Source organism: Rasiella rasia, from assembly GCF_011044175.1.
GTDB lineage: Bacteria > Bacteroidota > Bacteroidia > Flavobacteriales > Flavobacteriaceae > Marinirhabdus > Marinirhabdus rasia.
Genome location: NZ_CP049057.1, coordinates 484,527 through 499,131, shown reverse-complemented (window position 1 = coordinate 499,131; position 14,605 = coordinate 484,527). Strand labels below are relative to the sequence as shown.

13 protein-coding genes are annotated in these 14,605 nt (G+C 35.4%); 11 read left to right on the top strand and 2 right to left on the bottom strand.

Features of this window, described 5'->3' with window-relative positions; all coding sequences use genetic code 11:
• The first annotated feature begins 174 nt into the window (after positions 1-174).
• From G5B37_RS02220 to G5B37_RS02170, 11 genes are all read left to right on the top strand, one after another.
• Positions 175-366: a cold-shock protein gene (locus tag G5B37_RS02220; protein ID WP_164678425.1), complete on the top strand. Its 192-nt coding sequence runs from the start codon at positions 175-177 to the stop codon at positions 364-366.
• A gap of 135 nt (positions 367-501) precedes the next feature.
• Positions 502-1,815, top strand: coding sequence for a DEAD/DEAH box helicase (locus G5B37_RS02215; RefSeq protein WP_164678424.1), 1,314 nt, complete (start codon positions 502-504; stop codon positions 1,813-1,815).
• An 18-nt stretch (positions 1,816-1,833) separates the two neighbouring features.
• Positions 1,834-3,147 carry a DEAD/DEAH box helicase gene (locus G5B37_RS02210; RefSeq protein ID WP_164678423.1) on the top strand — a complete coding sequence of 438 codons (1,314 nt, stop codon included), beginning with the start codon at positions 1,834-1,836 and terminating at the stop codon, positions 3,145-3,147.
• A gap of 279 nt (positions 3,148-3,426) precedes the next feature.
• The gene (locus G5B37_RS02205; RefSeq protein WP_263649831.1) at positions 3,427-5,607 is read left to right on the top strand and encodes a tetratricopeptide repeat protein; all 2,181 of its coding nucleotides are present in this window, start codon (positions 3,427-3,429) and stop codon (positions 5,605-5,607) included.
• On the top strand, positions 5,604-6,341 hold the full coding sequence (locus tag G5B37_RS02200) for a LytR/AlgR family response regulator transcription factor (RefSeq protein WP_164678422.1): 738 nt from the start codon (positions 5,604-5,606) through the stop codon (positions 6,339-6,341). Before G5B37_RS02205 ends, G5B37_RS02200 begins: the two co-directional genes overlap by 4 nt.
• A gap of 162 nt (positions 6,342-6,503) precedes the next feature.
• Entirely contained in the window at positions 6,504-6,719 is a 216-nt protein-coding gene (locus G5B37_RS02195) for a hypothetical protein (RefSeq protein ID WP_164678421.1), read from the top strand.
• 21 nt (positions 6,720-6,740) lie between these two features.
• Entirely contained in the window at positions 6,741-7,310 is a 570-nt protein-coding gene (locus G5B37_RS02190) for a hypothetical protein (RefSeq protein WP_164678420.1), read from the top strand.
• Between the two features lie 46 nt (positions 7,311-7,356).
• On the top strand, positions 7,357-8,841 hold the full coding sequence (locus tag G5B37_RS02185; protein WP_164678419.1) for a T9SS type A sorting domain-containing protein: 1,485 nt from the start codon (positions 7,357-7,359) through the stop codon (positions 8,839-8,841).
• A gap of 107 nt (positions 8,842-8,948) precedes the next feature.
• On the top strand, positions 8,949-11,222 hold the full coding sequence (locus G5B37_RS02180) for a tail fiber domain-containing protein (RefSeq protein WP_164678418.1): 2,274 nt from the start codon (positions 8,949-8,951) through the stop codon (positions 11,220-11,222).
• Positions 11,223-11,345: 123 nt separating this feature from the next.
• On the top strand, positions 11,346-11,870 hold the full coding sequence (locus G5B37_RS02175; RefSeq protein ID WP_164678417.1) for a hypothetical protein: 525 nt from the start codon (positions 11,346-11,348) through the stop codon (positions 11,868-11,870).
• Positions 11,871-11,887: 17 nt separating this feature from the next.
• The gene (locus G5B37_RS02170) at positions 11,888-12,340 is read left to right on the top strand and encodes a hypothetical protein (protein ID WP_164678416.1); all 453 of its coding nucleotides are present in this window, start codon (positions 11,888-11,890) and stop codon (positions 12,338-12,340) included.
• A gap of 77 nt (positions 12,341-12,417) precedes the next feature.
• Here the strand turns inward: G5B37_RS02170 and G5B37_RS02165 are convergent, their stop codons facing one another.
• The gene (locus tag G5B37_RS02165; RefSeq protein ID WP_164678415.1) at positions 12,418-13,173 is read right to left on the bottom strand and encodes an SDR family NAD(P)-dependent oxidoreductase; all 756 of its coding nucleotides are present in this window, start codon (positions 13,171-13,173) and stop codon (positions 12,418-12,420) included.
• Positions 13,174-13,326: 153 nt separating this feature from the next.
• Positions 13,327-14,595, bottom strand: a complete 1,269-nt coding sequence (locus G5B37_RS02160; RefSeq protein WP_164678414.1) for an Nramp family divalent metal transporter — start codon at positions 14,593-14,595, stop codon at positions 13,327-13,329.
• Between the last annotated feature and the right edge of the window lie 10 nt (positions 14,596-14,605).

Genomic DNA, 14,605 nt, shown 5'->3' with positions numbered 1-14,605 from the left:
GGGGTTTTACCTTAATTTTTTATCGGAAAGTTTATTTTATAGTAGGTATAATCGAATCATTAAAAATTCAGAATAAAAAAATAAACAATAATAAATGAGATAATTCATTGTTTATTAATTTATTGGCACCATCTTTGTCTACTATAACATATTAATAAATTAAATTACATTACAATGAGTAAAGGAACAGTAAAATTTTTCAACGAAACTAAAGGTTTTGGATTCATCACCGAAGAAGGAGTTGAAAAAGATCACTTTGTACACATTTCTGGATTAATCGACGAGATTAGAGAAGGTGATGAAGTTACATTTGAGCTTAAAGAAGGAAACAAAGGATTAAATGCAGTGAACGTAAAAGTGATCTAAGCTATACCCTATATTTTTTAGAGAAAGTTCGTCAAATTGACGGACTTTTTTATTGCAACAAATTCGTTATATTTAGTAACACGAAGTTGTAGTCTACCACTATCTTTACACACATTACAACATACACAAAACCCCATGAATAGTACTTTTACCGACTTAGGAATAGATTTAACTTTAGTACAGAGCTTACATGAATTAGCAATTACTAATCCTACGTCAATTCAAGAAAAGGTAATACCTGCTTTTCTAAATAGAGAAGATGATATTGTTGCGCTGGCCAAAACAGGTACCGGTAAAACAGCAGCATTTGGTATACCACTATTGCAATTAATAGATACAGAGAATCCCAACATTCAAGCAATAATTCTTGCGCCTACACGAGAGTTAGGGCAACAAATTTTTAAAAGTTTAATTCAATTTGCTAAGCATACATCATCTATTTCTATTGCTTCCATTTGTGGTGGCATACCTATAAAACCACAGATTGAACGCCTTAAGAAAGAAACGCATATAGTAGTAGCTACGCCAGGGCGCCTTGTAGATCTCTTACAGCGAAAGGCTTTAGACGTTGGACAAACATCTTATTTGGTCCTGGACGAAGCAGATGAAATGGTCACCGCATTAAAAGATGGTTTAGACAGCATTGTAAAGGAGCTTCCAAAAAAGCATAGAACATTTTTATTTACTGCTACGCTTCCGGGTACTATAAAGCAATTGGTTCAAAATTATATGTCTAAGCATGTAGCTCATATAGAAACCGATATGGAACATATGGGGCACGAGGGGATTGATCACCAATACGTTGTGGTTGCTCCTATAGAAAAGCTTTCGGTTTTATTACATTTTTTAAATTCGAAGGCAGGACAAAGGGGTATTATTTTTTGCAAAACAAAGGCAGCCGTTAATAAATTGGCTAAAAACTTAGCAATCAATAAATTTTCCTCTGGAGCATTGCACGGTAGCTTGTCACAAGGAATTAGAGATAGAGTTATGAACCAATTTAGAGAAGGGCATATTTCTATCTTAGTGGCTACAGATTTAGCAGCTCGTGGTATAGATGTAAGCAATCTATCTTATGTTGTGCAATACCATCTTCCAGATACGTTTGAAACGTATGTGCATAGAAGTGGTAGAACAGCTAGAGCAGGGGCAAAGGGGCTTTCTTTAAGTGTTATTCAGGAGGATGAAGTAGCTGAAATTCCCGACTTTGAAAAGGAGTTAGGTATTTCATTTTCAGAAATGCCAAAAGCCGACGCACTGGCTTTGGAAGAGAATAATACGCTGCTTTGGGCTAAAAAAATATTTAAAACAAAACCAAACCGAACGATTTCCGAAGCACTTAAAACAGAAATTAAAACGGTATTTCACCATCTTACAAAAGAAGAACTTATAGATAAAGTGGTTGCCGATTATTTAAATCAATCTCAAAAAGCAACCCCTAAAAAGTAACAATTGTTACCATATATTATGGCAAACACAGTAAAGTCTCAAAAAGAAATTTTATCTAATCTGGGCATTAAAACGCTCAATCCAATGCAGGAAGAGGCACTCTTGGCAATCACCTCTTCAGAAAACACTATTTTATTGTCGCCTACTGGAACAGGTAAAACTGTGGCCTTTTTATTACCAACCCTTCAGGCGTTAGATGCACATAATGAGTTTGTTCAATTGCTTATTCTAGTACCTTCAAGAGAGCTTGCCATACAAATTGAACAGGTAATCCGCCAAATGGGTTCTGGCTTTAAAACAAATGCAGTATACGGTGGTAGACCTTTTACAAAAGACAAGGTAGACCTAGCGCACAATCCGGCAATTTTAATAGGAACCCCGGGCCGAGTAGCAGATCATTTAAGACGTGAGACCTTTTCAGTAGAAGGCATTAAAACACTGGTATTAGATGAATTTGACAAGTCGTTAGAGATTGGATTTGAAAATGAAATGCGTGAAATTATGGCGCATCTTCCAAGCATAGAGAAGCGTGTGTTAACATCGGCAACACAAGGTGTAGAGATCCCAAGTTTTGTACAGTTGAAAAATGAGTTGGTTATAGATTACTTGGGGACCCAAAAGAGCAAGCTTACCATAAAAAAGGTAGTTTCCGAAGAAAAAGACAAGTTGAAGACATTGGTACGTCTTCTCCACCATATTGGCAATCAACCAGGAATAATATTTTGCAATTTTAAAGATACCATTCAATTTGTAAGTGATTATCTGGAAGACAATAACATTCCACATGGCCTATTTTATGGAGGTTTAGAACAAATAGAAAGAGAACGTGCGCTAATTAAATTTAGAAATGGCACCCACCAAATCATTATCGCTACAGATCTTGCTGCGCGCGGATTAGACATTCCAGAGTTAAATTTTATTATTCACTACCAATTACCGTTAAAAGCTGAAGAATTTACACACAGAAACGGGAGAACCGCTAGAATGAATGCTCAGGGAACGGCTTATGTCTTACAATGGGAACAAGAATATGTACCTGAGTTTATTACCACCCGTGAAATTGTAACACTGCAGGATAAAAAAACGAGGTTGCAATCTAAATGGGCGACGCTCTACGTTTCTGGCGGACGAAGAGATAAAATATCGAAAGGTGATCTTGCCGGTCTGTTCTTTAAACAAGGAAACTTAGAACGGGACGAACTTGGGGTTATTGAACTGAAACAAGATTGCGCCTTTGTTGCAGTTCCTATAAGTAAAGTAAAAGCGGTTATTGAAAAAACAAACAACACTCGGCTGAAGAAGAAAAAGGTTAGAGTGACACAATTATTATAAAATAGTATTCTTCTTACTCGCTAAGCGATTTTGCGCCTTTGTAGGTATTTATAGAAATGAGATAATCTATGTAATACTATGCTCAAATATGTGCTCATTGCTTACGTATATTGCTTGAAAAGCAACAATAATGGATTGTTTATTTCTAGATTTGCGAGTTACATTTAATTTTGTTTAGCCTTTATCCTTTAAATTACCATATATTTCATGGGTGCTATATGTAGAAAGCAAACTATATGTATTTAAAATAAAGCTGTTTAGTTAATAAGATCCACTGTATTGTTAAAATATCTATCCTACTTTTTCCTGTTTCTTTCTACAGTTGTTTATTCGCAGAACACCGCAGTAGACAGCTTAAAAAATGTATTACTTCTTCATAAAGAAAAAGACACTGTACGGGTAAATACTTTAAATGAGTTAGCTTTTTTACAGCTGAAATTAGGAAAGACCAAAACCGCGGCGTATTTACAAGAATCTTTTAAGATAGCAGATTCTATTCACTACAAGAAGGGAAAAGCAAGGGTTTTGTACTTGCAAGGGATATCTCAGGCGTTTCAATCTAATTTCGATAAAGGACAATCTTCTCTAAATGAAGCGCTACTTATTTATAAGGAAATAGGATTTACAGAAGGCATTTCTGAATGTTATAAAAGACTTGGCTTGCTTGCACATAATATGGGCAATCAGGAGCTAGCTATTACGTACCATAATAATGCCATTCGAATGTATTATGAGATAGGCAATAAGGTTGGTGTGGCCGTTGGGTATAATAATTTAGGAAGGGCTTACAATGCTTTAGGAGATTATATAAATGCAATACAAAATTATTCCAAATCGCTAGAGATAAGTGAGCAATTAGGTGACGAGAAAAGAATGGCAAACTGCTACAACAACATTGGCACCATTTATAGTGATCAAAGTAACTACCCACGTGCCTTAGAGTATTACAACAAGAGTTTAACTATAGATGAAAAGTTAAACGATACAATCGGAATCTCAAATACATTAAATAATATGGGTATTATATATAAAAATATCCAGAATTATGACAAGGCAATTGAAATCTATGAACGGGCTTTAAAATTTCAAAATAATAATCTTGAGAAAAGAAACTCGGCAGAAATATTAAATAATTTAGGGCTGGCTTATAAAAATAAAGGCGAATACAAACAGGCACATAACTACCTTAAGGAAGCGCTAGGATTTAGCGAACAAATTAAAAATAAACTATACATAGCGACAATCTTAAATAATATAGGAGATGTTCATTTAATGCTAAAAGAGAACCAAATAGCTTTAAACTATTTTGAAAGAGCCAAAAAAATACATTTAGAAGTCGACAATCAGCGCGGTTTGTGCAATTCGTATTTAGGAATTGCTAAGGCATATACAAATCAAAAAAAGTATAGTTCTGCGCTAATGAATGCCTTAGAGAGTAATAAAATAGCAGCTGATTTACAGTTATTGGATTATCAACGCGATGGACAAAAATTGCTTTCAGAGATCTATGACAACCTGGGGAATTATGAAAATGCACTAACTGCCCACCAACAATTTAAAGTGATAAGTGACAGCATTTTTAATAAGCAAAACATTGAGAAAATTACCCAATTAGAATATGATTATAAATACAAACAAGCACTAGATTCTGCTAATTTAAGAGAGCTAAAACTTACAAAAACTGTAAAATCAACTTCTGCCGATTTAGAAAAATCGCAGCGTAATTTATTATTAGGCGTAATTGCCTTTTTATTGATGTCATTGGTTTTTTTAGGTATTGTATTCTTCTTAAAGCTAAGAAATGAAAAGATTAAAACGCAGAATATCGTTATAGAACAAAAGTTATTACGTTCTCAAATGACACCTCACTTTATATTTAATTCGCTTTCTGTTTTGCAAGGGATGATTTTAAATAAAGAAGATAAAAAATCTGTTACATACTTATCTAAATTTTCAAAATTGTTGCGAATTACTTTAGAAAATTCTAGAGACAAAATAGTTCCGTTACAACAGGAATTACAGGCTGTTACCAACTATTTAGAGCTTCAGAATTTGGAAGAAATACAATTGTACAAGTACTCGATAACAGTAGACAATTCAATAGATAAATCATTGGTTCAAATTCCGCCTATGCTCATACAGCCATTTGTAGAAAACGCAATTGAGCATGCCTTTGTTAATAAAAAAGAAAATAGAGAAATTGTCATACAAATAAGTCATAAAGATGATAGATTACTGTGCACAATCGCTGACAATGGCATCGGAATACAAAAGAAAACATCCCACACAAATAAAGAGAAGAAATCTTTAGCAACAGTGATTACTAAAGAACGATTAAAATTTTTATCTAAAGATTTTAAAAGAGCAGGGGCTATTACTATAGAAGATAGACAAAAATATAACCAACAAGGCACCATAGTTACTTTAGAAATTCCATACATAATACAGGAAACGTCATGAAATCACTCATCGTAGAAGATAAAGCATACATTAGAAAAGGACTTCTAAACCTATTAACACAGGTAGAGACTGAGGTTACGGTTCTAGGAGAATGTGAATCTGTAAAAGATGCAGTAATTGTAGCAAATACCTGCAAGCCAGATCTAATATTTCTTGACATCAACCTTATTGATGGAACAGGATTCGATTTTCTATCTCAAACTGAAAATTTAAGCTATAAGGTTATATTTATTACGGCCTATGAAGAATATGCCTTGCAAGCCCTGAAGGCGGGAGCAGTAGATTATCTTATGAAACCCGTTGACTTAGAAGAACTTCAAATAGCACTTAGAAAGGTGTCAGAAATATCTGTTCTAAAACAAAAACAGCAAATAGCTATTACGAAACAAGTGTGGAATAACGAAGGCGATAAATTAGTACTATCGCTTCAAGATAGTTTTCAGGTTGTGCAACTAGACGAATTACTGTATTGCGAGTCTGATAAAGGCTATACTACGTTCTACTGTAATGATGGAAAAAAGCACTTGGTTTCTAAAACATTAAAAGAGTTTGAAGAACGGCTACTTCAAGCAAATTTTACACGTCCTCACCAATCGTTTATGGTGAACTTAAAATTTATAGATAAATACGATAAGTCTGGTATTATTTATCTAAAAAACGGCAAGAAAATCCCTGTGTCTTCACGCAAAAGAGATACTTTCATAAAGGCTTTCCTACAGTGGAACAATAGTTAATCCGCTACAAGTTTTTCATTTCTAATTAGCTAGCACATTCGTTTATTACGGATATAAAATCAAGCATCACGCTTATTTATTCTGCCATTTCGAAAATAGGTTCTCTATTTCGAATCTTCAGCATACCCCATACTTTTATTTCAAATAATAAAAAGTCAATGTATGGAACATATCAAATCAAAATTAGGGAAAGCTGGCTTAGTAGTAGCCGCTCTCGGAATTATGTCAATAGTACTATCAATATTTAATTACAATGTTAGGATACTAGCATGGATAGATAGTTGGGGAAGTACTGTTGGTTGGGCACTAAGAATTCTATTTGTACTCTTAGGAGGCGCATTATTTATCTTTTTTGGAAGGACTGAAGAGGAAGCATAACATTTTTTAAAACAAAACACCATGAGATTATTAAAATTTACAACACTTATCGCAATTTCACTATTAACATTGGTATCATGTGGAAACCAGTCTGGCGGAAAATTAGATAGCGCCAAAGATTTTGTAGCTATCGAAAAAGAAATAAAAAGTGAGTTTGGTTCCGATGCTTATTATACTGAGTTAACAATAACGTACAACCAAAGCATAGGAAGTATCGTTGGTACTACCGTTACAGAAGATCCCGAATCTATGAAAATGGGCCAATGGAGTTTAGTACAAGATACATGGACAAAGAAATCTGAAGTATTTCTTGAGGTTCCGGAAGGAAGCAAAGCCGCAGAGTTTATGTTTCAACTAGATGAAAAAATTAACCTAGAAACATTAGGAGGGCTGGTATCTACTTCTATTGAAACTTTAAAGGCCGAAAAAGATTTAGAAAACCCAAAACTACATATGGCGTTTATAAAATTTCCGAAGAACGGCGATGTACCAAAGACTGAATACGTAGTAATGCTAAAGCCTGAACACGGCGGAACAACCTTCACTTTTTCGTATACCCTAGACGGTACATTAATTAATATGGACTATTAAGCTAATTCATCCACTTAAAAACTTTTACTAACTAAACACTGATATTATGACAAAAAACTTTACAAGAATCAGTCTTATGGTTGCAATGCTATTTGCAGTTACAACGACCTTCGCACAAGATTGCTCTACCCAACCATTTAGATATACAGATTATGTAGTCTCTGGTAATTTCACTCAAAACAACGCAAATGATGATGTTATAAACGACGTTGTTATGCTGAGTAAGAATACTAGTTCGTTGCGAATTGATGCCTTAGTAAGCAACGGTAATGGAGATAGGACTTTAAAACTTGGCTCAAGTTCCATTAATTATAATCTAGACAATGTAAATGGAAGAATGGTTAAAGGAGACTTTGACAATGACGGGCACATAGACGATTTTATACTTATCAATAAAACATCGGCATATGGTATGCGATTCGACCTTTTTAAAAGTGATGGTAATAATCCTTCGTTCTCGCAAAGTAGTGTCTATACACTTAATGGGTATGATCCTGATAAAATTACGGGGCGTGTTGTTTCTGGAGACTTCGATCAAGATGGGTATTGGGATGATATTGCGGCCTTCTACGACTACGGAAATGGAGAAACAAGAATTCACACCTTTAGATCTAATGGCAGCACTTTTGTGTATTCGGGAAGTCCTGGATGGTGGAAAAGTACTGGTTACTCGGCTTCAAGGGTAACAGATCGTGTAGTTTCTGGAGATTTTGATCACGACGGTAACGTAGATGATATTGCTGCTTTCTATGATTACGGAGGAGGACACACACGCATTCATGTATGGATTTCAAACGGATCGAGCTTAAGTTATCAATATTCTACCGGGTGGTGGAGCTCTAACGGGTATGTAGCCTCTAAAATATCTACTCGGGTTATGTCATTAAATATAGACAGAGACGGGCACAATTACGATGATATTGTGGCTTTTTACGACTATAATGGTGTTACAAAAATGCATGTGTTTGAATCCAATGGAAGTTCGTTTGATTATTCCGGACCAGGAGGGTGGTGGTCAGGTTCACTAGTAATTGGATATATTCCAGAGCCAGATTACGCACACCGTATGAATGGTAAAATTGTAGAATATGATTCTAGAACTTCTGGAATAACGCAAGGAAAACCATCAGATATGATAGGGTTTCATGATACTATGATACCCAAGTATCGCTTTTGGAGAGCTAAGCGCGCTATATACCTTCAAAATAGAATTGAGCATACAACAATACGATATTGTGATTCAAAAAATAATGAAACTACAGAATTTGAAGCAACAGCATCTAGTTTGCAACCTTTAATTAAAGCTTATCCTAATCCTACTAAATCGGCTGTAGCTATCGAAATTCCAGAGGAATTGCTAGGCGGAGCTACGCGAATAGAAGTACATAATCTATATGGTAACTTAGTTTTTTCAGAAGAGGTGACTACTGCTACTACAATTATTAATCTTGGTACTAAAAACCCTGGTGTTTATTTAGTTAAGGTAATTGGAAGCACGACAACCAATATTCTAAAAGTTATAAAAGAATAACCCTAATTAACCAATAAATAGCACCTAGTAGTCTAGACTAGTTAGAATTGCTAGGTGCTTATATTAATTCAATACACGATATACAATAGTATTAAAACAAAGGAATTATGAAAACAGTACGGTTTAAAATGCTTTCTACGGAAAAATTAATCTGTTTTAGTACAGTCTGTGCTTTTTCCTTGTTTATAAATGTAGCAACCTATGCCCAGGTTGGAATTAATACAACTAATCCCAATGCTACATTAGATATAAAATCTTCAAATCAGGCAACACCTTCAGCCAGCGACGGACTGTTAATTCCGAAAGTTGATAATTTTTCTGCTATTAATCCGTCATTAGACCAAAATGGAATGCTTGTTTTTAGGACTTCAGATAATATATTCTATTATTGGGATCATAGTACCACTTCATGGATTCCACTTGATTCGGGAGGAAATGTAGATCGTATAGACGATTTGTTTGATGGTAAAAGCGATCTTGATGGAACAAATAATGGCTCTTCAATATTCTTAGGAATTAACGCTGGTGCTAACGATGACCTTAGTGATAATAAAAATATTGGTCTTGGGTTTGAAGCGTTATTTTCGAACACTACAGGTAATAACAACATAGCCAACGGCTTTCAGGCGCTGCATACAAATACAATTGGTTATAATAACATAGCAACGGGGTATCTGTCTTTATACGCAAATACGTATGGAATTAACAATGTTGCAATTGGTTCTAGCGCTCTAACTGACAACACCACAGGTAATTTTAATACTGCGTTAAATACCTTTTCTTTATTTTCTAACACAACAGGAGATAGTAACGTTGCGCTAGGGTATGCCTCTTTACTTTCTAATACCACAGGAGACGGCAATTTGGCTATCGGTTTTGAAGCATTATATGCTAACACCGCCGGTTATGCAAATGTGGCTAATGGTACACAATCTCTTTTTGCAAATACCACAGGGCACCATAATTTAGCTATGGGACATCGTTCTTTATGGTCTAATACTACAGGACAGAGTAATATAGCAATTGGAGTAAATGCAATGCGAGATAACACTACAGGTAATTATAATATAGCAACAGGATCTGAAGCCTTACATAGCAATACAACAGGCAGTCACAATATAGCATCAGGGTATCAGTCGTTGTATACTAATACCACAGGGGAGTATAATACGGCAATTGGTTTTCAGTCCTTAAGAAACAATACTACGGGAAGTAATAACGTAGCTAGGGGCAATCAAGCGTTATATTCCAACACTACTGGTGGAAATAATATAGCTGCAGGTTTTCAATCGCTACGCAGTAACACAACGGGTGCTAATAATATTGCGAATGGATTCTTCTCTTTGTATTCTAATTCTACAGGTGCTAATAACATAGCCAACGGCTTTTTCTCATTGTTTACTAACACAACTGGAAGTAATAATATTTCCAACGGAAATCAATCTTTACGAGTAAATACAACAGGTGTAAACAATATAGCAAATGGTGAAAACACTCTGCGCAATAACACTACAGGGAGTAATAACATAGCCAATGGAAATCGGTCGTTGTATACCAACATTACGGGTCATAACAATATAGCATTTGGGTATCAATCTTTATACCTTAACTCGGCGGGTAATAGCAACATAGCCATAGGGTATCAGGCTGGATATAATGAAACGGGTTCTAATAAATTATATATAGAAAATAGTTTTAACAATGCAGATAATGCGCTAGTTTACGGAGAGTTTGACACGAATGTAATACGATTTAATGCTGAAATAGAAGTAGGTGTGCCCGGTAGTTCGAGCTATTTAGAAATTGCCAATTTAGGAAGTGATAATTTAGGCCTAGACGGAAATATTATTCCATTTTCTGGATCTGCTTCAGGATATGACCTAGGCAATAATACAGCTAACGAACATTGGGATGATGTGGTAGCTAATAGTTTTGTAACCTTTTCAGATAGAAACACCAAATACAACATTAGGTCACTAGCATATGGACTTTCAGAAATTATGCAGCTTGAACCCGTAACCTACCAATATAAAAAGACTATAAGTCCGAATGACAGAACAAGAATAGGGTTAATAGCGCAAGATGTAGAAAAAGTAGTTCCAGAGGTGGTTATTACAGAAGATGTAGACTATAATTCGAATACAGGAGAAATAATTCGTGTTACAGCAAATTTGAAAGCACTCACGTATGTAGAATTACTACCTGTTTTAATTAAGGCAATTCAAGAACAACAGCGTCTAATTACTGCACAGGATGATCAAATTCTAACACAAAAACTAATGATTGAAACCCAAAATACAAAAATGAATCAGTTAGAAACCGCGCTTAAAAGTCAACAAAATGAAATTAATGCTATTAAGGAGCTTCTAAAAATTCAATAAAGTTTCAGTCTTTCAAACGTACAGAAAGTAATACGAAAGGCGATTCTTTTTAGTAGCACTTAATTGGGGGCACTTTTATCTGGTTTATCATACCTTTAGAAATAATATTAAACTACCAATACCATGAAAATCTTATTAGTATTCATTTATATACTCTTTTTGCCATATCACGCAACTTCTGAACTTATTACTTCGGAAATCGGTGCAAAAACAGACAAGTGTTCAAGTGTAGCAATTTCCGAAGCACCAAAAACTACTACAGATGTGGTAAGAACTGTTTTATACAAAGGCACATTAAATGAAAGAATCAATATACAGTTGTACTTCAAAGAGATGGAACGGGCTTGTGGCGGTCATAATTACTTTCTAGCAATGTATAGCTACGATACTCAGGAAAAATGGATATTACTAGAAGTCATGCCCAACCAGCAACATAAAAACTTTTGTATGGTTGAAGATAATTTCTCTGGAGTGTTGTTTTTAGAAGAAGACGAAAGTTCCTTAAATGGAAATTGGATTAGCCCAGACACAAAAAAACAGTTCAAGGTCTTTTTAGAAGCAGAATCAGAAACCCTAGACAAAACAGTAGTTGAGCAATTAGATGAAGTGCTGTTTGATGATTTAATTTACAGTAAAAACGATTGTTAAATTAATGATTGAAGGTTATGAAGAACTTGATAAGTACACTACTAATAATTTTAATGGGATGCAATAGCGAATATGAGTTTGAAACCATTGCGAGCTACCAAGCAGAACAATCTAACCTGAGCACCCACTTAACAGTAGTAGGGAAGGTGTTAAGCGGAGAAGATCTAGGCGAAGGCCTGGCAGATGGATTTATAACGAGCGAAAAATTCTCAGACACAATTCACTTTCAAGCTACGCCTACCAAAGTACTTACGCTGAAGTATAAAAATATTGAGATGATTAACCAAAAGAGCTTTGCGCCTACCTTGCTACAATGTCTTAACCAAATGGGTTATATAGATTACAACAAAGAGGAATTAGAAGAGTTAGGAAAGATAGTTCGGGCAGCGACTTATGGGCCTAAAGGAACTTTTCTTAAAGGACAAACAAAATTAATTAAAGTGCAAGATGTAACATATAAAACCTTTTAGAATACAAGAAAGGTATGTAACAAATACATGCTACATACCTTTTTAGTTATTGTGTAAAGTATTTTCGAGACTTCTTTTTAGCTAAATGCCAATCCGCCGTTAATGTCTACATTGTTTCCTGTCATGAAAGAAGCTTCATCACCAGCCAAGTAAGCCACTAAATCTGCAACCTCTTCTGGAGCACCTTCTCTACGTAAAGGAGTAGCATTTGCTACGTTAGTACGCACTTGATCTGCCGTAAAATCATCATGAAATTTAGTTCCAATTAGTCCGGGGCAAACGGCGTTTATACGTATTCCTTGTGGTCCCAATTCTTTCGCCCAGTTTCTGGTAAGTGCCATTACTGCTGCTTTAGAAGCTGCATATATTGCAGAACCACCGCCGCCGCCATCTCTACCAGCCTGGGATGCTAAGTTTACAATAGAAGATCCTTTTTTCATTACAGGCTTAAATGCTTGAGTAACAAATACGGTTCCTTTAAAATTTACATCCATAACTAGGTTGTAAAATTTCTCATCTAATTCTTCAACGGTTTTTCTAGCGAACAAACCTCCTGCATTATTTACCAAAACATCTACAGTATCACCAAATGCTTTTTTGGTTTCCGCAACCATATGGTCTATATCTTCTTGTTTTGAAACGTCGCAACGCACAGCGATTGCTTCGCCACCAACGGCTTTAATAGCAGCAAGTGTTTCATCTTTATCGCTTTCAGAATTTAAATAGTTTACAACTACTTTAGCACCTTCTTTCGCTAATTTCACACAGATTGCTCGTCCTATGTCGCGTGAACCGCCAGTTACAACGGCTACCTTCCCTTTTAATGTACTCATATGTATAGATTATATATTTCGATTTTAAAAAATGTCTGCTATTTCCGAAGAAATTAAATTGGTTAACCAGTTTGGTTGACCAAAGATACTTATTATTATTACTGCTGCAATTCTTGTCATTAGATTTAACATTAATATAATAATTACGCCTTCTTACATACTGTCGAGAATAGCAACTACTCCTGTATACGACACAACGCAGGCAAAGAATAAGGCTGCAAACAGCCCTATATTTACCCATATACTTGTTTTGTAACCTTTCATTACCTTTTTATTATTTACCAATAAGATAATTCCTAAAACAACAATGGGTAATACAAACACATTAAAGACTTGAGTTAAGATTTGTGTTTTTATGGGGTTTGCACCAAAAACAGGAACAATCAAGGCTACTAAACATGCTATAAATGTTACTATTTTAAATTGTTTAGAGGTAGTGTCTAACTCACCAGACTGATAATCTGCAAGTAGGAGGGGAGCGATTAATAAGCAGGGGAAAATAGACGACAACCCTGCACTTAAGGTTCCGAAGAAAAATATTGCCACGGCAAAATTTCCAGCAATAGGCTCTAAGGTGTTTGCCATGTCTAAAACTTGTGTTACAGGTGCTCCACCATAATACAATGCCCCACAAGCAACAGCCATAATTGCGGCGCTGATGATAAAGACTAATACGGCGGCAGTTATAGAGTCATTTCTTTGCTGCTTTAAATTAGCTATGGTCCAACCTTTACCTCTTATAAACAAAGGTCTAGACAAAAATGTTGCAGCTGCCATGGTTGTACCCACAAAGGCTGCCACCATCATTTTACCACCTTCAACTTCGGGTACAGAAGGAATTAATCCTTTAGCAATATCTGCAGGAAGCGGATACACAAAAAATAGGGATAGTAGAAATGAGAGTCCCATGAAGGTTACAAAGATCACTAATACCTTCTCAAAGAATTTGTATTTCCCTACCATCATGATGCCATAAAAAATAGCTATGATTAGTATGGCAATTGTTAACACAGTCTCGTATTTATAAGGCGCTAAGCCTTCAAAATTCATTGCTAGAATTTCAAAGAGCATATTAGAAGAAATCCCTAAAATGCCCATAAGTGAGTTCCATTGCCCGAATGTGATACCAACAATGATTAATATTGCTAAAATTTTTCCGCCCTTAATATGCTTCTTAAAGCCATACAGCGCTGTTTCTCCAGAAATTAGGGCATAATTTCCGTAGGCAAACATTAAAACGCCCGAAAAAAGACAACTTAAGAGTAACACCCATAATAATTGCATCCCATACGAACTACCCGCGACAATCATAGACGTTACACTCCCGGTACCTATGGTATATCCAATAGCGAATATTCCTGGCCCAAAGCTTAAAATAAGGGCTATAATCTTTTTAATAAATGATTTCTTAGCGGTAGACATATAGTTTTTA